At 35.5% G+C, this 21,162-nt stretch carries 16 protein-coding genes; 1 reads left to right on the forward strand and 15 read right to left on the reverse strand.

Annotated features, from left to right (window positions below):
* Positions 1-15 precede the first annotated feature (15 nt).
* From P2Q73_RS04385 to P2Q73_RS04445, 13 genes are all read right to left on the reverse strand, one after another.
* Positions 16-2,613, reverse strand: coding sequence for a VWA domain-containing protein (locus tag P2Q73_RS04385; protein WP_275784346.1), 2,598 nt, complete (start codon positions 2,611-2,613; stop codon positions 16-18).
* Positions 2,597-4,354: a vWA domain-containing protein gene (locus tag P2Q73_RS04390; RefSeq protein ID WP_275784349.1), complete on the reverse strand. Its 1,758-nt coding sequence runs from the start codon at positions 4,352-4,354 to the stop codon at positions 2,597-2,599. Before P2Q73_RS04390 ends, P2Q73_RS04385 begins: the two co-directional genes overlap by 17 nt.
* A gap of 11 nt (positions 4,355-4,365) precedes the next feature.
* The gene (locus tag P2Q73_RS04395) at positions 4,366-5,241 is read right to left on the reverse strand and encodes a DUF58 domain-containing protein (protein WP_275784351.1); all 876 of its coding nucleotides are present in this window, start codon (positions 5,239-5,241) and stop codon (positions 4,366-4,368) included.
* Positions 5,238-6,230: an AAA family ATPase gene (locus P2Q73_RS04400; protein ID WP_275784353.1), complete on the reverse strand. Its 993-nt coding sequence runs from the start codon at positions 6,228-6,230 to the stop codon at positions 5,238-5,240. Before P2Q73_RS04400 ends, P2Q73_RS04395 begins: the two co-directional genes overlap by 4 nt.
* A gap of 12 nt (positions 6,231-6,242) precedes the next feature.
* Positions 6,243-7,685, reverse strand: coding sequence for a hypothetical protein (locus P2Q73_RS04405; protein ID WP_275784357.1), 1,443 nt, complete (start codon positions 7,683-7,685; stop codon positions 6,243-6,245).
* Positions 7,686-7,698: 13 nt separating this feature from the next.
* Entirely contained in the window at positions 7,699-8,541 is an 843-nt protein-coding gene (locus tag P2Q73_RS04410; RefSeq protein WP_275784359.1) for an ABC transporter permease, read from the reverse strand.
* Positions 8,542-9,471 carry an ABC transporter ATP-binding protein gene (locus P2Q73_RS04415; RefSeq protein WP_053590179.1) on the reverse strand — a complete coding sequence of 310 codons (930 nt, stop codon included), beginning with the start codon at positions 9,469-9,471 and terminating at the stop codon, positions 8,542-8,544.
* Entirely contained in the window at positions 9,468-11,873 is a 2,406-nt protein-coding gene (locus P2Q73_RS04420) for a DUF7408 domain-containing protein (protein ID WP_275784362.1), read from the reverse strand. Before P2Q73_RS04420 ends, P2Q73_RS04415 begins: the two co-directional genes overlap by 4 nt.
* An 84-nt stretch (positions 11,874-11,957) precedes the next feature.
* Positions 11,958-12,836 carry a LysR family transcriptional regulator gene (locus P2Q73_RS04425; RefSeq protein WP_275784364.1) on the reverse strand — a complete coding sequence of 293 codons (879 nt, stop codon included), beginning with the start codon at positions 12,834-12,836 and terminating at the stop codon, positions 11,958-11,960.
* Between the two features lie 3 nt (positions 12,837-12,839).
* Positions 12,840-14,312, reverse strand: coding sequence for an MDR family MFS transporter (locus P2Q73_RS04430; protein WP_275784366.1), 1,473 nt, complete (start codon positions 14,310-14,312; stop codon positions 12,840-12,842).
* Between the two features lie 61 nt (positions 14,313-14,373).
* The gene (gene cbpB, locus P2Q73_RS04435; protein WP_053590183.1) at positions 14,374-14,826 is read right to left on the reverse strand and encodes a cyclic-di-AMP-binding protein CbpB; all 453 of its coding nucleotides are present in this window, start codon (positions 14,824-14,826) and stop codon (positions 14,374-14,376) included.
* A 608-nt stretch (positions 14,827-15,434) separates the two neighbouring features.
* Positions 15,435-16,202: a 2,4-dienoyl-CoA reductase gene (gene fadH / locus P2Q73_RS04440; protein WP_275784371.1), complete on the reverse strand. Its 768-nt coding sequence runs from the start codon at positions 16,200-16,202 to the stop codon at positions 15,435-15,437.
* A gap of 88 nt (positions 16,203-16,290) precedes the next feature.
* A complete protein-coding gene (locus P2Q73_RS04445) occupies positions 16,291-18,348 on the reverse strand; it encodes a sensor domain-containing protein (protein ID WP_275784374.1) in 2,058 nt (685 codons plus the stop codon).
* Between the two features lie 204 nt (positions 18,349-18,552).
* On the opposite strand from P2Q73_RS04445, the gene P2Q73_RS04450 reads away from it, so the two are divergent.
* Positions 18,553-19,017: a YkyB family protein gene (locus tag P2Q73_RS04450; protein WP_082355233.1), complete on the forward strand. Its 465-nt coding sequence runs from the start codon at positions 18,553-18,555 to the stop codon at positions 19,015-19,017.
* Positions 19,018-19,192: 175 nt separating this feature from the next.
* On the opposite strand, the gene P2Q73_RS04455 is transcribed toward P2Q73_RS04450, so the two are convergent.
* Together P2Q73_RS04455 and P2Q73_RS04460 are read right to left on the reverse strand one after the other, a co-directional pair.
* Positions 19,193-20,098 (reverse strand): chemotaxis protein, encoded by a 906-nt coding sequence (locus P2Q73_RS04455; protein ID WP_056833374.1) that lies wholly within the window; start codon positions 20,096-20,098, stop codon positions 19,193-19,195.
* Between the two features lie 129 nt (positions 20,099-20,227).
* Complete coding sequence (locus P2Q73_RS04460) at positions 20,228-21,097, reverse strand: NAD(P)-dependent oxidoreductase (RefSeq protein ID WP_275784382.1); 870 nt, start codon at positions 21,095-21,097, stop codon at positions 20,228-20,230.
* Between the last annotated feature and the right edge of the window lie 65 nt (positions 21,098-21,162).

Below are 21,162 nucleotides of genomic sequence, written 5' to 3' on the forward strand. Positions count from 1 at the left end.
CACTAGCAGCTTTTTTTATCGTTTCTTTTTCTCTTTTACAAGTTTTTCAACATTACTTGTCGAAGTCACGTTCGGTATTTTTTCTTTTCTTTTCAATTTATAGAATGGAGCTATAAGTTGTCTAAAACCAAACCTTCTAATCGTAATATCTATAAAAAACAAAATAATCGCAGCAAGTACAAGCATTTGTTGAATCGATTGTTTTTCAGAGCTTTTTATCTCTATAGGTCGAAATACATCAGATGCTTCTGTAAGCAGCTTGCCCCCTGTTTGACTTGCAATCTGCTCCAGCAAATTTGAATTTGCCTTCTGCACCTTATATTCTGCACTATATGGTATCGATATGCCTGCTTGGTATAAGGCATCTTGTTCATTTGAAACACGGAAAAATACAAGACCAGGATCACTTTCAACTGTCACTCTTGATTTTCCAGGTGCTATCGGTTCTGACGTAACAGGTAGTTCTTCTCCTTTTTCATTGACTGCAGTTACTTCAATAAACGAAGACTTCCCAGTAGGATCCGCTACAGAATAACTACCATCACTTGATTTTTGAATCGTGAAAGGTACCTCACTATATGCAGGTAAAAGTCGAGAAACTGCTGTGTTCCAAAAATCACCCCAATTATTCCAATTTGCGAAATCACCACTCCACTCTCCTATGGAATCAGATGTAAAAGCAATTGTTCTTCCTAACCCATACATCCATTCTGCTAGAACAGGATCTTCTTTTTCACTTTCCGCAATAATAGATGCTGTTTGTTTAGGAGTAGTCGCGATATACGCGTTCATTTGTGGTACACCATCGGCAAATAAACTCGTCCATGCTGCATCTCCATAAATGGTGGGATAAAACGGATTATCTTCAATATACGTGCGGGAGATCATGGCCGTTTCGGTAGACATTATGGCTGGAATAGTAGATTCATCTGCCACATCATAAAAAGATCCACCACCGATTTCAGCAATATTTTCCAATAATGCTCTGTCTGCATCCTGCCCAACTGCAACAGTAGACACTGTTATTAAATCCTGCGATCCTTCCTCAATTAATGCCTCGTAATCGTTTGAAGTAGCTGACTGTCCATCTGTTAATAAAATGATATGCTTTCTTTGCAGTTTTAAAGGAGATAGGCGTTCATAAGCTAAAGCTAAACTCGAATATATTTCTGTGCCCCCGCCTACCCCTACAGATAAAATAGTGTCTAAGGCTTCTTCTTTATTCTCTAAAGATGCTGTCTCTATAATTTCCCAAGGACGATCATCGAATGCTATGAATCCAAGCGTATCTCCTTCACGTAACATTTCTACTGAACGGGCTGCTGCTTCTTTCGCATATTCGAATTTTGAGCCACTCATACTTCCAGAACGATCCATAACAATTACTAATCCAAGAGAAGGCAATTGATGCTTACCTTTAATCTCCATCTCCACTGGAAGTAACTTTTCAATAGGAGTTTTAAAGTATCCACCTAAGCCAAAGCTATTTTTGCCGCCAACCATCATAAACCCTACACCGAAATTCTTCACTGCCTGTTCGATGACGGTCATTTTTTGCTCTCCCACAACATGCCCAGGAACACTATCAAAAATAATTGCATCATACGCCAAATAATTGGATAGATCGAACGGAAGCTCGGTAGAATCAATCACGTCCGTCTTGATAGCAGCTTGATCGATAACTGATGCAATATTAGAGTTATTTCTTTCATGTGTCACGATTAGTAGTTGTGGTGAACTTTCAACATTCGTGACACTTGTCAGTTTATTATTTTCAATTAAACCATCCCCCGCAATGACTACTTGAACCTCATACTTTAAAAGGCCCTCCCCAGCAGATGAATTTCGAAAAGTATACGTATTTGTACCTTGTTCAAGCGTTAAATGCTGATTTGATATTAACTCATCATTTTGATAAAGAAGTATTTCTCCTTTTGTATTAGTAGTGGATTCTAATTCGACGTTTAACTGTTGTTGCTCTCCTTCAAACGCAACGGGTGGCGTCTCAAAAGAGGTTATTGCAACATCTTCTGTAGCTATCCTATTCAGTTGAACTACGTCAATCGTTACATTTCCTCCAGTAATTTTAACTAACTCATCTGTAACAGAACCAGTAGTTTCGATACCGTCTGTGAAAAGAACAATACGTGTAGCTTTGTTGGGCTCCACAATACCCGTAGATAGTTGTAATGCTCTTGCTATATCTGTATCACCTGGATCTTTCATTGGCGCAAAAACAGGTAAATTTACTTCTCCACTCGTCAATGCGACTTCTGATTGAAAGTCTTCTGCAAATGTATAAACGCCTACAAGATGAGAATCCTTTCGGGTAGACATGCTTTTTTCAATCCATTCTGCCACTTGTTGATCAGTTCCTTGAACAGAAGCCGAACGATCGACTAAAAACAAAACTTGTTCTTCTTTAATAGGTAATAATAGATATGGATTTGTTAACCCTAGGATTAAACAGAAGATAGCAAGTAGACGTATAAAAAATACTACTTTTGCTTCTTTTCGAAAACTATTTTTATCTCTTCTCCATGTCCAAATTAAGTAAATCAAAATTGGAATAAATAATAGTAGCCATAGTGGTTGATCAACTCGTAAATCCACGTCGTCTTTGCACCTCCCACTCTAGGACAAATAGTAACAATAAAACAATTAATAGGTAAGGAACAAATGAATGTTGACTAAAGTTTTCCTTCGATTCTATTTGTTGTCCACTTAATGTATAAGTCTCTCCTTTTTGAATTTCTTTTTCTTTTTGAGATAGAGCAACTGAAATATTTTTTTCTTTTTCATCTGAACGGAGTACATATAAACCTGGTTTCTTAGGTGCTATAAATGCACCCCCGTTTTCAATGGAATATTCATACTCATCAGCCATCGTATAAAGCTCCCACTCATTGCTTGCACTTCCAAGCGACAAGGCTTTGCGTTCATTCGGTGAAAAAGTCCCTAAATAAGTATTACCGGCAGATAGCTGCTCTTTCACACTCCACATAAACAGAGGAAACGATGGACTCAGAGGCCAATCAGTCATTTGAATATCAGAAAGAACAACAATATCTCCTCTTGGAGAAACTTGAATGAATGGTTCTTCTCCCACTGTTGCAATTGTCGTATATCCTTCTATAGGTGGATATACACTATTCACATATATATCTGTTAGATTAGCAAAAGAAAAAAGAGGATGTTCCAATGTTTCTACAACACCATTAACTTCTATTGGTGTAACATCATTTCTACCAATAAAAAAAGATGGAAGCTCTAACTGTTCCATTAATCCGAATTGATTTGTTACGACAATACCTTCTTCTTTTAACAAACCTACTTGTTCAGGAGGTATGCTGCTTACTTCTATATCTAACGATTGAAAAGCAGTTCTAACGAGGGAATGCAAAGAACTATCAATAAATACTTTTGATAATTGGTCTTGCATAAAGACAGTCATGGAATCATCAAGAGAATAATGATCCTTTATATTTAGGTTTGCTTTTAATAAGGACGATTCTTTAAGGTCATTAAATGATAAAGTAACTGTTTCATTTGGAGGTATGGTAATCTTTTCTTTTACCATTTCTGTCTGTTCATTTGACAGTGTCAATTCAGTTACTTCTTCTTTATTTGACTGGTTTTCAACCTGAATTAAAGCGGAGATTCCAGTATTCGTTTTGGTAGCGCCAAATCTCTTCAAAGATACATTTCTTACATCCTTTGTTTGTCCAACTACATTCCAACTTACTTGCTCATATTGTAAAGGCAACGATTGCTTGTCAAGTTGATCGGTAAATATGTAAACAGAGGTCGCTTTGTTATGAAAAAATGATTGAGCAAAGTCTAATGATTTCGACATACTTTCTTCTTCATAGCTTACTTCTATATCGTTTATAATATTTTTAATTTCATTCAAGTTCGTTTCTTGGCGAGCGATAACTTCCGGTTGATTGCCAGTAGTTATTATTGTTAATGGTTTACCTGAAAGCTGTTCCAAAAGTGTTAACATATCCTTTTTATGTTGCTCAAAAAGAGATGTACCATTTGTATTCACTTCCATCGTTGCAGATGTGTCTACAATAAACAAAGCTTGTTCTCCAGCCAATGATTTTGTTTTCCAAAAAGGTTGTAGTAAGGCAATAACCAATAAAATCATTGCGAGCATCTGCAAATAAAATAAAGCATTTCGTTGTAAATGCTTCAAATAAGGAGATGCCTTTGTTTCCTTCATAGCTTCATTCCAAAAGAGAGTGGACGAAACATTCTGTTTCGCATATTTTTTACGAAAGAAATAATAAAGTAAAACCGCTAACGGAAAAATTACTGTCCATAAAAACCCTAACTGATTAAAACCCAAATAATTTCACCTCACTGTACCCAGTTTGCACGTAATAGTTGATGAAACATAGTTTGTGAAATACCATCTTCTGCATTAACCTGAAGCAGTTTTACCCCGAATTTTCTACATAACAATTCTAAAGCTTGCTGATGTAATTTTCTTTCTCGCTCATATGCTTCCAATACGCTGGTAGACATAGATATATTTAATTGATGAGTAGTTTCCACATCTTCTAATTGCACATCACCTGTATAAGTTGGCTTTAGCTCGTCTTCCGTTACTACTTGTAAAATACGTATGTCACCTGCGAATTTCGGTAATTTTTGAAGTAATTTTTCCCAAGATTCTATGGTTTCTAAGCAATCTGAAATAATAAAAAGAACAGTACTGTCCTTTGGTAGAAAAGAAATGACATTGTCAGTGAACGACTTTGTTATCATAGGTTCTTTTAAATCAGAAATTATTTGAGTAAATGCCTTTCGATATGTTGCCCCTTTTCGTCTAAATGGTGGTTTCTTATCATCTGTTACTGCAGTGAAAGATAAACGATCATCACGCTGCAAAACGAGAATTCCAATGGATATAGCTAGTTGTTTTGCAAACGTCCATTTCATTTTATCCCCCATAGATTTGGTGGAATCAAGTATTATATGTACTCGCATTTCTTGTTCATCTAGAAATCGTTTAATAAAATACTTTTCTGTTCGAGCGTATACATTCCAATCTATTTGGCGTACATCATCTCCAGGGCTATACTCTCGAAAATCTGAAAAATCGAGAGAAGCTCCAAATCGTTGGGAGCGATGGGAACCTTTATGTTGACCACGCAGTTTGGATTTGGTTGCTAAAGAAAGTCTACTCAGTTTACCAGCCCAATCTTTTGGTACTAATGGCTCTGTACTCATATTGTTTGCCCTTGTTTAATAGTTTGTAAGATTAATTCCACCATTTCGTCAGCAGTTTTACCTTCTGCTTCTCCTTCATAATTCAATAACAAACGATGTCTTAGAACAGGTCTTGCCACTGACTTTATATCCGCAATGGACACATGATATCGGCCGGCTACTAACGCACGTGCTTTTGCAAGCTTTATAAGGCTTTGTAAACCACGTGGTCCACTTCCGTATTGTACGTATTGTGCAATTTCAGGGACAATTGCCGCTTCTGGATGCGTAGCTGCAATAATATCAACGGCATATTCCAGCATATCATCTGCGATTAAAACTTCTTTCACCATTTGTTGTGCATATACAATATCTTTTGCATTCATTATTTTATTTAGTTCAATGGAATTACCACCTGTTGTCCGTTTTGTAATTTCGATTAGTTCTTCTTTTGTTGGATACGAAACAAGAATTTTACAAAGAAAACGATCCATTTGTGCCTCTGGTAAAGGATATGTCCCTTCCATTTCGATTGGATTTTGTGTAGCTAATACAAAGAAAGGTCGATCCATCTGTTTCGTATCTCCGAGTATTGTCACGGTTTTTTCTCCCATTGCTTCTAAAAGTGCACTTTGCGTTTTTGGTGTAGCACGGTTAATTTCATCTGCTAACACCATTTGACTAAATATTGGGCCTTTTTGAAAGGTGAATTGCTGTTTTCCATTTTCTAAACGTTCAATCATACTTGTTCCTGTAATATCTGAGGGCATTAAATCTGGTGTAAATTGAATTCGAGAGAAAGACAAATCGAGTACTTCAGAAATTGTTCTAATAAGCATTGTTTTACCGAGACCAGGTAGCCCTTCTAAAAGAGCATGACCATCAGCTAAAACACAATAAATTGCAAACTCAACTGCCTCTTTTTGACCCACAATAAATTGACCTATTTCTGTCTTAACTTCTTCTAAACGTTTACTCATATTCAAATAATCTTCTGTAGTAAAAGTCATAAGTATCCTCCATTAATCACTATTTTCAACTGTAGAGAAATAATCTTGAACAATTCGTTGTAAATCAGATGGTAATTGCATTCTCTCCGAGCTTTTTAAGTAAGAGTCAGCGTATTCATTTACCACTTCTTCATATGGTTTAACGGATCCCCGAGTTACAGGTACCTCACCAGATTGTTCACTTGCTGCTTCCCCCTCACCAAGTTTTCCACTATCGACGCTAGTTTCGCCATTTCCACCAATTCTTGATGGGATAGAAAGGAGGTCTCTTCCTCCGGAACCTTTACCTGCACCAGACCCTTGACCTTGACCTTGACCTTGACCTTGGCCCTGTCCTTGACCCTGTCCTTGGCCCTGTCCCTGTCCTTGGCCCTGACCTTGACCTTGGCCCTGTCCTTGACCTTGGCCCTGTCCTTGGCCTTGGCCTTGGCCCTGTCCTTGTCCTTGGCCCTGTCCCTGTCCTTGGCCTTGGCCCTTTTGTTCTGTTCCTTTATTTTCACTTGCACCTTCTTGTTCCTCGTTGCCATTCCCTGATTTTCCGGAAGTATTCGTGCTATTGTTATTTGAACTCGAGTTTCCTTGAGCTATTTCATTTGTGCTAAAGGGGAATGTCTTACCCATTTTACTTAAAGCTGTTTGAGAGGATGCCGCACTTTTTGCTAGAGTATCATTTACATCTTCCAAAGAGGCAAGCTCTTTTTGTTCTTCCGCTGATAGAGATGTTTCGGTTGTTTCCCCATTTTCCGAGAGCTCTTTCTTCTTCTCTAGCTTTTGTTCTTTCAAGGCCAATTCTTTTTGTTTTTTTACTACTTCGCGCAATGCTTCTTCCGCTGTATCTACTTCTTTCAATTTTTCCTTTAATTCCTTCAAATCTTTTTTCACAGACTTTACCATTTCTTTTTTCTCTAATTTATTTACTTCTTTCTTCATTTCATTTACAACTTGATTTTCCTTTTCTATATCCTTCGCTTCTAGCTGTGTTGCAGAAGGAAATGCAAATAGGACTAATGCAAATGCAAGCGCTAGAACGAATCCTGTTATCCATTTAGGTTGAATATAAGATTTTTTTCGTTTCTTAAATGCCTCTAAAGCTTCTTTACTATCACTTTCTGCTTTATTGACAAGCCCTGTAATAAGTTCGGTTTTCTGTTGAAGAAAGGATAAAGCAGTAATCAAAATATTGTCTGGGAAGAAAGAATCTAACCTTTCTAATGCCTCCTGTTTTGTAGGTCTTTTCCAAAAAGCATATAAAAAAACTATTAGGAAAGTAAGAAATCCAATAATTATAGAAGAGCGTAAATAATACGGAAAGACAAATAAGCGAGAAACAAATAGAACAGACGAGGCACATGTAAATCCATAAAATAAGGCTGCTTGGAAATATCTCGTATAATGCTCTAATGAAAGGCTTCGTCTAGCTTTTTGAACTAGACGAATAAGCTTTTGTTGGCTCATCAAAGGGTCCTCCCTATTTTGATCGTTTCATATTTACACGTAATTTCTTCACTGCGATAAAAAGAGATAATATCGTGATTACCACATAAAAAATGGTATAACCTGCCCATATTGGGAACTCGATCTTTGTTGTTTCCGTAATAAAGCTATCCGATCCAGGTGAAATAAGTGTAAGCATTAGCACTACAGGGTTAATACTTGCAAAAAAGTGACCGATAGGCGATGAAGTCAACGAACCGGTTGCCATACTATTCATTCCTGTAATGACAAGATAAATAAAACCAGTAACAGCTGTTAAAAAAATCATCGTTCCATACGTCGCAATCATCGCTACAATTGTTTTTCGAATAATTGTAGAGAACATGATTCCTATTCCACCTATTGTAATCATCGTAAGAAAATAAAATAAGAAAATAATTCCTAATTGACCTGGAGAAACTCCTCCAAAGAGAAATACTAAGCTATAAATTGGTAACCCTGCCAATACCATTAAGAGAAGAAATGCAATGGACGATGTTAGCTTCCCAAATATAATTTGTAAGGATGTCTGTGAAGTTGTTAATAATATATTCAGCGTTTGTTTCTCTCGCTCTGTACTAATAGCACCTGCTGTCAGTCCTGGTGTTATAAATAGAATTAGCCCTAACTGGATATAAGTTAGCATGGAAAAAAGGAAGAAGCTTTCCTCCGGACGAAAGTATCCTGTTCCTGTAAAAGAAGTGGTAAGCATTATAAAACCAAATACAAAAATACACATCGCAATTAAATAAAAAAGTATTCCCATAAAGCTTTTAAGAGAACGAAAGCGTAATTTAATCTCTTTTACTAACACTGGATTATATAAAGCCTGTTTCACTTATTTCACCCCTTTCGTGATTTCCATAAAGACATCCTCAAGATCTGTTTCGGTTTCTGAGAACGAAATAATACGTAAATTATTATCCAACGCTTTTTTCAACAAAGTAATTTGATCGTCCTCTGTACCTCTATAATGGAACGTTAAACTATTTTTCTCCAAATGCTGTTCTACTTTGAAAGCGAAAGGATCCTCTTCAAAAAAGGAAGCTGCATTGTCAAGTAAACCTTTTACTTTTACAGTAATCTGCCTTTCTCCAGCAAGTTGTGCCTGTATTTCAGCTACCGATCCGTGAGCAATCAGTTTTCCACCATCAATGACCCCAATTTCATCACACATTTCCGCTAGCTCTGGCAAAATATGCGAGGATATCAATATTGTCTTTCCCATCCCTTTTAGCTGTCTTAGTATATCTCGCATTTCTACGCGTGCACGTGGGTCTAACCCGGATGCCGGCTCATCCAAGATCAAAACTTTAGGGTCATGAATGAGTGCTCTTGCTAAACATAAACGTTGTTTCATCCCACGTGATAACAAATCCACATATTCATAGCGCTTATGTGATAAGTTAACTAGTTCAAGTAATTGTGGAATTAATGTTTTTCTATCATCATCTGATAATCCGTAGCTAGCACCATAAAAATCTAAATATTCATTTGCTTTTAACTGATCATAAACTCCAAAAAAGTCAGGCATATATCCGATTTGCTTTCTTACTTCATGTGCTTCCGTCTTAACACTTTTCCCATTAACAAATGCATCCCCAGCAGTCGGTTGTAACAGCGTTGCCAAAATAGAAAAAGTAGTAGATTTACCTGCACCATTCGCACCTACAAACCCAAATACTGTACCTTCATCCAATGTAAGATTTAAGTCATTTAATGCATAAAAAGAGCCATATTTTTTCGTTAATCCTTTAATCTCAATCATTGCTTAACCTCCCCTTTTAAACGAACTTCTGGAAGTCTTGAATAGGTATCCCCTTGAATCGCTTTTTTGGTAAGTTTATAATGCACTTCGCCATTTTTATTAATATAACTTTGTATATTATCAGTTACTGTGTATCTACTTTCATCTATAGCTTCATAAGCTTGAGTGTCATTATTCCATATTTCTATATTTTGCGAATTTCGATCAGTATTAGCTATTTGGAGTTGTGTCCACAATACTTTATCTGTTGGGATAGTATCTGGTGCTTTCCAATAAACATTATATTCTCCATCTTGTAAGTGCCACTCTAAATTACTATTTTCAACCGGTTCCATATACTTACCATATTGCTCTGTGTTGACGTTCACGGTGAAAGTATTAGCTGGTAATACAAATTCTCCTGCGAAGATTGTTTCTGCTTTAAATGGTTGAATGATAAGATGTAGTGCGGACATTTCCACCTTTTTATCTTTTAATTCAATTGGTATTAAATTATCTTCTGAAAAAGCTGTTATTGCTGGACTGGTGCCTAGTTGGCTAAACATTTGGCTGGTAGAAAATAACGATTGCTTTCTTTGCTCTAATAAATTGTCATTATTCCTAGAAGGCATACCAAAATTCCTATTAAAATATGGATTAGAAGTCGGAGTTAACATGACAGTACCTAATTCTTTGTTTACGTCCATTCTTTCTCCTGGTTGAAGATCTCCCAATGAAATTAATTTACTTCCAGACCAAACCGACACTTCTTTAAGTGCAAAAGGAAAATTATTTTGTACAGTCCCTATTAATTTACTTGACTCTACTCGTAAATCTACTCCAAAATTACCTACTTCTTGTAATTGTGTATTTCCGAGAAAAGTAGAAACTGACCAATATCCTACATCGCGAAATGTCAGCTCACTATTTGTCGCATGTTTTTCTAAAATGACTTCTTCATGTACGTTAGGAGACTGCCCAGTAAACGCATTCATACTTCTTTGAGCAATCATAGTTGTTGTGGAAGGGGCAGAGAATGCAAATTCTCCACTCTTATTACTTAATAAAGATTCGGAATAATATCCATTCAAACTATTATCTTCATTAACATATAAAAAAGAAGATTGTTGAACTTGTGGACGAGCTATTCTATCTCTCGCACCATATCCAAATATGGCCGCTGAAGCAATAATAGCAGTAAGAGGAATTATTCCCCATGCATACTCTCTTTTATCTTTTCTTTTCAATAAAATATATAAAAGCGGTCCGACTAAAATCATGTAAAAGACAACAATCCCAATCATTAACGGAGTTGAAACTTTAAAGGAGCTAAACAAGGAATTCGTACTACCTAATTCATAAACAAGTTGATCCTTACTGTTATATCCATACATATTCGAATTCTTCTTGACTTTTACTGACTGCATAACAGTAGTCAGTAAGTCGCTATATGCTGGATCCTTTGCTAACGGTTCATCGCCAAGGGAAAATGTCGTTTGAATGATGGATCCACTACCTAAAGTTTTTTTGGCTGCAATGGTAGTTCCATCCAAATTTAATAACTCAATAGCTCCCTCATTTAAAGAGGCCTCATAAACTTTTAAATCATTTGATAGTTTATTGTTTGCTGTTAACGCACTTACTTTGTCTGCTGACAAAGTAACTGTACTTGCTTGGAGATTCAAAGGCAAATTGCTTCCTAGCTTCCCAAGTTCAGCAGCTGTATTGTCTGATGCACCTACAATTACATTTCCACCAACATTCACATAGTCTACTATTGCTTGTTGTTGCTTTTCCTCTAGATCCGCAAGAACAAATTCATCAATGACAATATAATCTGCCATTTCCCAAGCTGCTGCTTCTGTTGGGAATGTAAAGTTACTTAATTGGGCAACATGTACTACTTCTCCACTTAATTGTCCCTGTTGCTTTATTTGACTAAGTACTTTTAGACGATCTGCACTATTTGTTAATGTAAGATAAAAATTACTTGCTGGATCTGTGAAGCTCGCTCTTAAATTTTTGGTTCCTTTAAAATCAATCGACTTACCTTTTTCCCATCCGCCTTCAAAGAAATGTATCAATTGTGCATTAGACCCTTGATACATATAGTCCTCTGTTAATCCCGATGCTGCTATTTGAATGGTCTTTGTCTCACCAGCTCCAATTTCAAATGGAACTGCCTGCGCATTTCCTAGATTATATGATTCAACAATATCTAGAACTATATCACCTGAAAATGCATCCCCTTTGTTCTCGACGGTAATGGTAATAGGCAATCCTTCCCCATACTTTGCTTTACCATTAAAGCCTGCTGTTGCTTTAACTTGTAAGTTAGGAGCCGCCAAGGCATCAATCGTCGGAAATAATGTTAAGTATATAAAAAGTGCTGATATAACCAACGCAAACTTTCGGATAAGCATACTTTGTCCCCCTTTTTCTTTATATGTATTAGTACGTTAATTACAGACAGAGGTTCCTTCAAAAAAATGAAAAGGAAGTTCTTCTCAATTATTGAAACTCTCCGCATGTTTGTATACAATCTCCACAAAAGCTTCTACTTGTGGAAGTTCAAAAGAGGCATCATAGCCGATCAGCCATGTATCTCGAGTCAATTCAAATTGTTCTTCTTGGTTTGTTAAAGGGATTTTATGTACATCTTCTTGTCCATTTAGCGTAATGGATGGAAGAATAGCATAACCTATCCCATTTACAGCCATTTGCTTGCAAGTTTCAATTTGATCTACAATAATTTGTCTTTTCGGATTGGTAGAAAAGTGTTTTTGCCACCATAATTGTATTTCTTGATAATAATTTGAATCACTTTTAAATTGAATAAATGGTTTCTCTGTCGTTAAAACATCGTCTATGGATGTCATCTCTTTATCCACTAAATAAAGTGTATCTCGGAACAAATGTGTCTTCTTCCCTTTCCAATCAGATTGACCACGAACTATACCAATATGTGCTTCACCGTCATAAATTGACTTAACAATCTCCGAACTCCATCCTGTGAGTAGGGAAATTTTAGCTTCTGGGTATGTTTGAACAAAATCTTTTAATACTTTCGGTAGCCAATTCTGTCCTACTATAGAGGCACATGCTATTTTTAATGTTCCATGCACTTTAGAGGATAAGGACTGAATACTTTCCATTACTTCTTCTCTTTGTTGAATCGTGTTATTGGCAAACTCTATTACTAATTCTCCTTCTGGTGTAGGAGTCAGACCTTTTTGAGAGCGTAAAAACAGTTTTGCATTCCAATCTTTTTCTATCGTTTGTAAACGTAAAGAAAGTGCCGGCTGTGACAAAAAAAGGCGCTCAGCAGCTTTACGCATATTTAATTCTTCCGCCAATACTTTAATAATTTGAAAATCAGAAGTCATAATTTATACCCCTTTCTTTTTTGGTATTCCAAATACCAGGATGAAACTAATAATCGCAATAATAAATGATGCTATAAACACAGCATGTAACGCATTATCTAGACCTGCTTGCAAAAAGGACAATTCCTCTACTGAAAAAACGTTTCTTTCTTCTGCATCTAGCAATTGATCTATAATACTCAAATCTTCAGTAGACCCATTATGTTTTAAGTATTTACCTAATGTTACATTAACAATTGTACCCAAGAGCGCAGCACCTACCGTGTTGCCAAAGTTACGCATAAATAGATTGCTTGCTGTTGCCACACCTCTCAATTCTTGTCCAACAGCACCCTGAATAGTAACGATAAAAGAAGTGCTAGTTAGTCCCATACCTATACCTACTAAGAAACTACAACAAGCAATAACAATAGGGTTAAGAGTTGGATTAATAAAAATAAACGAAAAGGTACCAATCATTAAAAATAATGTACCTACAAATGACAGTTTAGAAGCTCCGTGTTTCGTTAATAATCGACCAGCTATGGTTGATGCTATTGGCCATCCAATTGAAACTGCTGTTAGTGTAAATCCAGCAACAATAGTCTTTTGTTCCATTACCCCAGTAACATACATCGGTATATAACTAGATAAACCAATTAATATAACCCCTGTGAAAAAAGAAATTAGATTGGCAAATAATATCGTTTTATTTCTCCATATAGAAAATGGCATAAAAGGATCACTTGCTCTTTTTTCCACTTTTATAAAGAAGTAAAGTCCGACAATAACTACTAGTATCAAGCTTAAACTAGTAAGTGATTTCCATGGGAACGATTGACCACCCTCCACTAGCCAAAATAATAAGGACGAAAGGAGAGCAGTTAATAAGATAGCTCCTTTATAATCCACAGTCGTATCTTTTCTTGGACTTGTTTCATGTAAAAACAATCCAATGCCTATCATGGCAATTAGACCTAAAGGTATATTCACCCAGAACACAAATTGCCAGCCAATTGTTTCAACCAATATACCCCCTATAGCAGGTCCGGACACAGCAGATATACCCCAAACGCTTGACAAGTAGCCTTGAATCTTCGCCCGTTCCTCTCCTTGATACACATCTCCAATAATAATAGTTGCAATTGGTTGGACAGCACCAGCACCTAAACCCTGAATTAGTCGGTAAATAATAAGCTGCTCCATAGTAGTTGCGAATCCACATAACAATGATCCACTTAAAAATAAACTAACTCCAATAAAAAAGACTACTTTTCGTCCAAAAATATCAGCAAGCTTGCCATATATTAAAACAGTAATTGTACTCATTAATAAATAGGCCGAAAACACCCAACTATACCTAGAAAACCCACCTAAATCAGAAGTAATGCTCGGCATTGCAGTTGCTACAATAGTTGCTTCCACGGCTCCCATAAACATTGCTAACATTACGGATATCAGAACAAAAGGCCGTTTGGTCACTTTAGATTTCATCATAAACCCCTCACTTCAAAAAAAAGAAGACCTTCATAAAAGGCCTTCACTAATCGTAAAACAATTATACTTCAGATTCTTGCGTTTGGTATAAATACTTTTTCATTTGCTTCAATATCACTCTTCTAGTTAAGATTCCCAAAAACGTACGCTCATCATCGACCACACAAACATATGGATTATTTACAAGTAAGTCTAACCCTTTTTGAAATTTTTCTTTAATATGAATGACTGGTAAATCTGTCTTCATTATATCGTCCACTTTTAAGGAAGGTAGTCTTTCGTATTCAATATGTTCTAACCCTAAAATTTCATCTGTAATTTGCTGTGTGCTTATTAATCCTTGTAGTCTGTATTTCACATCCAATACGGGGATTGAAGAATATCCTGTTTTTGTTAAGACTAACAGCGCATGCTCTGCATTATTTCCTAATTGAACATGTGCTACTTTTTCTGCTGAAATAATATATCCCTCAATTGGAATTTGTAAAAAGTCTTTACTGCTCACCGTAATCATCGCCTTCTACTCCTTTGTTTGTTTTCATCATTTGAAAACATAACCTATAAAACTATGATAGCATATGCGAGGAATAAAAAACTATGAAATCGCTTTCAATCAAGTATAATTTTTTCTTTTCCATTGTTACTCAAAAATCATGGGTTAGTCAGCTTAATAGAATATTTATTAGCAAATTAGAGCAGAGAAAACCGATGTGCTCCTGCCTCCGATACATATGAGCCTTCATAGGATGAGTCGCTCTCCTGCGGTCTGAAAAGGTGCACATCCTTAATACAACTTACATAAAAGAATCGTTTTCTTTCATATTTTTATATATAAAAAAAGTAAAACACGGATGCTCGCTTGCCGCACGCTACGCATGAGACTCCGCAGGATGAGTCGCTCCTTTGTAGCTCCCACATCCTTTACGGGATCTTATTCTTCGCTCTCCTGCGGCTTTTAAGGCGCTCATGCTGGAAACACCCACTGTAATACAGTATAGTTTCCATAATATATTGTATTTAGTATTACATGAGACAACAAATAGTTATTACGACTTGGTATACATGGTGTATAGTGACGTGCGACTAGCGTGAATGCCTATAGTTTAGTGTGATAATTTGGAATCAAAATGGATGCTGATTTAACCATTGTCCGCCATCTAAAGTTACGATTTCTCCGTTCATATAAGAAGCCTTCTCTGACATAATGAACGCAGCAAGCTCCGCTATTTCTTCAGGCTGGCCTAGTCTTCGTAAAGGAACAGACTGAAGTGTTCTTTTCGCTGCCTCTTCAGATTCCCAAAGCTTACCCGCTCCCCCTGTACGTTCTATTGGACCTGGTGCAATTCCATTCACTCGAATCCCATACTTCGTGCCCCATTCAACAGCCAACGTACGAGTTAGAGACATTACACCGGCTTTTGCAGCAGCTGAATGAGCTACTCCAGCACCGGCACCCCAAGCATATGTCGCAAGCATATTTAATATTGAACCTTTTCTACCTTTTTCAATCCAATAGTTTCCTACTGCACTCGAACAATAGAAAGTTCCATTCAATACAATATCAATTACAGCTTTCCATCCATTTGGAGAAAGCTTCTCTGTTTCTACAATAAAATTTCCTGCAGCATTATTTACTAATCCATCAATTTGTCCATACGTATTATCTGTAAAAGATACCATTGCACCAACATGTTCCGGGTTACGGACATCCATCTGAAATATAGAAATCGTACTTCCGATAGATTCAATTTCTTCTTTTGCTTTTTCCAGTTTTTCTAAATCACGTCCAGTAATAACAACATTTGCTCCTTCTGAAACAAACTTCTTTGCCATATACTTTCCCATACCATTTGATCCACCTGTAACAATTATCGTTTTACCATTCAACATAAAAAACACCCCTTTTTGGAATTGAATGAACATTCACTCATATTTTATCATAATAATATAGAAAAAGCGTAAATCTCTAAAAAGAAATTTACGCTTTTTCTATTTTCATATAGGACTCATTAATCGCTTCAATCGGTACTGGTCGACTAAAAAAATATCCTTGTGCTTTTTGACATTTTGCAGCTTTTAATATTTCTACTTGTTTGTCCTTTTCCACACCTTCTGCCACAACTTCCATGCCTAGGCTATGCGCTAACTGGATAATAGTATTGGCAATAGCTGCATTTTTATCATCAGTTTCCATGTCCTTAATAAAAGATTGATCTATCTTAATAATATCAATTGGGTATTTTTTAAGGTAACTCAAGGATGAATAACCTGTACCAAAATCATCAATTGAAATGACAATACCAATCTCCTTCAATTCTTTTAACATTATTAACGTATCTTGTAAATGAGTCATGGCACTTTCAGTAATTTCTACTTCTAATGATGAAGGAGTAATTTGATATTTATTTATTTTTTCCCTAATTTTTATCGCAAAATTTTCTTGCTTGAACTGCTTTGGTGAAATATTTACCGCAATTCGAACTGGACGATATCCTTTTTCCTGCCAATATTTCAACTGTTTACAGGCTTCTTCTAATACCCAATCGCCTATTTGCATAATCATACCGGATTCCTCAGCAAGAGGAATAAATTGCATAGGTGACACGTATCCAAATTTTCTATTATTCCACCGTAGTAACGCTTCGAAAGAATTTATTTCCCCAGTGACTAAATTCACTTGAGGCTGAAAATGAATCGTAAGTTCATCTTTTTCAATAGCTCTTCTTAAATGTGATTCCATGAGAGCCTCATTTGGAAAAGATAAGTTCATTTGATCTTGGAAAAAACGATAATGTGCTCTTCCTCTATCTTTTGCAACGTATAATGCTTGGTCTGCTTTGATAAGTAATTCGTCTAAATTTTTTCCATCAAACGGATACATAGATATACCAATTGATGCAGTAACAAAATACTCTTGATGATCTAAGTATATAGGTTTTGATAACTCTGCTAAAATAGTTTCTGCAAAAACACTTGTTTGGTCCCTAGTTTTCCCTTTTAAGATATAAACAAACTCATCGCCACTTTGTCTATATAAATTATTTTTTTTATCAATATACAAACCAAGCCGATCAGCAATTTTCTTTAACAATTCATCCCCTGAATTATATCCCAGTGATTCATTTATCAACTTAAATCTATCTAAGTCTATACGAATAATTGAAATTTGACTTTCATTTTTTTCAGCTTGTTCTAAATTCTCTCGTAAATGCTCTTTTAATGCCCGACGGTTCCATAAGCCCGTTAAATGATCATGGTATGCTAAATAAAATAATTGGTCCTTTTCATCTACTGCAGCTGTCATATCTCGTATGAAAAGATGAAAACCGTGTATTTCTCCTAGTATTTCGTTAGGAATAGCCTTTAAATATACAGTTATGTAATGACCTTTTTCATGCAGTATTAAACAGTTATGCATTTCAGTAGGGTAACCACTTAACGTTTGTTTCATCATTAATTGAAAATTCCTTAAAGAATTTTCTTCGATAAAATGCTCCACTGGTTTATTTTTTACAAATTCTGTTTCATATCCTAGTTCTTTTAATGCAATAGAATTTGAATACGTTATTGTTCCATTTTCATTGACAAAGAAAACAGAATCCAAATTATTACTTACTAAAGATAAATATTTTTCCTTCGCTTCTATTAAAGCCCTTTTTTCAACTTCTTCATTCGATTTATTGTGCATAGTTAATCCAAATATTTTTTTCTTTTCATCAATTTGTTTTATGGAAATATCAAAAATGTATTCTACCTTTTCGAATACAATGGATTGTTGAAGGAACAGTTTTTCGTTTGTGTCCGAAACCAAATTAAAAAGACTTTGCATTTGTTTAGAAATAACCTCAGAAAGGAATTCATTTTTAGATTGTAATGTATGGGTAAAAAAACTTGCTCCAGAGTTATTTGTATATATGAGTGAGAAATTCTCACGTTCATCCATTCTTATTATGAAAGTAAATATTAAAGAATTTTCATTTATTATATCTACTATATAATTTTTTACAGCAAGTGCTATTTCTGCTGAATTATTCATTTAATCCTCCAATATATACATCAAAAATTTATATGCCCTCTGTATTTTAAAGTACTTTACTATATTTTATCGACCAATTTTTATTTATGTTTAATTTACCAATCGATATATTTTCATATGATATATTCATTGATTTTTGTATACAATTAAGCTGGAAATTGGTATGATTAAAGTATCTATATGAATAAGCGGAGGAGGGATGTTATGACTAATACAACCGATGATAAACGTATCGCTACAGCTATTTATACTGTTAATCGACATGCTAAAACCGCAATTGACAACAAGCCGCTATACGAATTAAAGAAGTTAGCACTCCATAAAATGTTAACCGAAAACAAGGCAAAAAAAATTGGACTACACTTTGTTCGAAACCCTAGATTCAGTCAGCAACAATCCTCAGTATTAATACAATGTGCAGACTATTATTTTCATGTAATTCCAGTAAAAGAGGATTTTAAGAACTTGCCACACCTCGGCCATCTTGATGAAACCTATAGAAATCCAATACGTAAAATGAATTTACGGTTAGCAAAACAATTACTAACGGAATATATAGGACCTCAGTCTATAAAAGACATAAAAAAAACCTCTAATCGAATTCCTTTATATCCTAACAAATATGCAAATACTTTTAAGAAACCATCAAAATCTTATTTAGATCAATAATAATGAAATCTTGCAATTATACATAATAAGCTAGCATGGTAAACATGCTAGCTTTTTTGTGGCAATAGGTATTTATTGTTGTATTTAATTTAAGGCACTATTACACTTACAAAATGGATATAAGCTGCAGCACCTGATGGAAAGCAATTAGATATGTATAATCTACTTATCCTTTTTATAATATAAATTGATCTATTTTTAGAACTAATTCTGCTATTTCCGGTTTACTAATTTGATCTTCAGCACCTACTTGGTCCCCTTTATGGCGGAGATCATCGGTAATTAAACTAGAGAATATTAAAACAGGAAGCTTACCTAAATTACTGTTTTCTTTAATTTTTCTTGTTAAGGTATGTCCATCCATTTGGGGCATTTCTATATCCGTGACAACTAATTGAACATGCTCCGATACATCTGGTGATACTTTTTCCAAGCTTTCTAAATAAGCAAGCGTGTCTATTCCATTTTCAAAAAATTCAATGTTTACGTAACCTGCTTCACTTAATGTGTCATTCAATAACTTTCTTAGAAGCGGTGAATCTTCTGCAACTACAATTTTCTTATTAGAACGTTCACGATTTCCAAGTTTTTTTACTGATTCTACATTAATTCCTGATTCTGGATTAATATCTACGATGATTCGTTCAAAATCAAGCAATAGAATCATTTCCTCATTTCGCTTAATTACCCCAATCACATGAGAAGCGCTACCTTGATATATATCCGAAGGTTTTTCTATTTGGTTCCAAGATATACGATGAATCTGTGTCACATTATCGACATGAAAAACAACTCTTTGTTTGTTAAACTCCGCCACTATATATTTTTCCTGTTCATTTTTAGGTCCTACAGGCAATGCTAGAACCTTTGCCATACTTACAACTGGAAGAACCTCTCCTCGTAATTGCACAATGCCCTCCACATGTGGGTGTGCATGAGGTATAAAAGTAACTTGGATTGGCTGAATAATTTCCTTAACTTTAATAACGTTTATACCAAACTTATTTGAACCAACTTGAAACTCAACGATTTCTAATTCATTCGTTCCACTTTCAAGTAAAATACCTTTTTGCTCATTCATATGACTCGTCCCTTCATCTACAAATCTTTAAATAGATTGTACCATAGAGTAGTTAATAGTTCCTATACCATTTGTATTATTTTAATTCTCTATATGAAGAAGAAGTTTGGCCTTATTAAAAATTTGATATCAAACGTACGCTTTCATTAAAGTATGAGTACCATTATTTTCATAGCCTTGTTCGACTAGTTCTTCATACATAGACTTCGCAAGTTGCAATCCAGGAAGCTGTAGATTCATTTTTTCTGCTTCATCTAATGCAATCTTCATATCTTTTACAAAATGTTTAATATAGAATCCAGGTTCAAAATTCTCCGCAATCATTCTTGGCGCTAAATTGCTTAATGACCACGATCCTGCTGCTCCCGTTGAAATGGATCGTAAAACTTCTTCTAAATCCAAACCAGCTTTTTTACCATAAGCGAGTGCTTCACAAACCCCAATCATGCCTGTAGCGATTGTAATTTGATTACACATTTTTGTATGCTGACCAGCACCAGAAGGGCCTTGGTATATTACTGTTTCCCCAAATAAGCTTAAAACAGGTAGTACTTTTTCGAACGTAGCTCTTTCCCCACCGCACATAATAGAAAGCTTACCTAATTGCGCTCCTACATCTCCTCCAGAAACAGGAGCATCTAATGAGTGCATTCCTTTTTCTTTCGCCTCTTTTTCTATTTTTTGTGCTAGTGTTGGTGTTGAAGTTGTCATATCGATCATAATAAGTCCCTTGTTATCTGCTCTTAATATCCCTTGTTCACCTAAGTATACTTCCTCTACATCATATGGGTATCCAACCATTGTAAAAACAATTTGTGAAGTGCTAGCTATTTCCCATGGAGTGCTTGCCCAAGTTGATCCTAACTCAATCAGTTCTTCTGCTTTTTCTCTTGTTCTCGTATAAATATTTACTTCATGACCAGCCTTTAATAAATGCTTTACTAGACTTTTCCCCATTACACCTGTTCCAATAAAACCAATTTTCAGTTTATTATCCACTTTGATTCCCCCAGTAATATTTAATAAGTATAGTGTACCAAAAAAAGAGGACCATCCAAATAATT

The sequence above is a fragment of the Bacillus sp. Cr_A10 genome (genome assembly GCF_029222665.1).
In the GTDB taxonomy this organism is placed as follows: Bacteria; Bacillota; Bacilli; order Bacillales_A; family Planococcaceae; genus Psychrobacillus.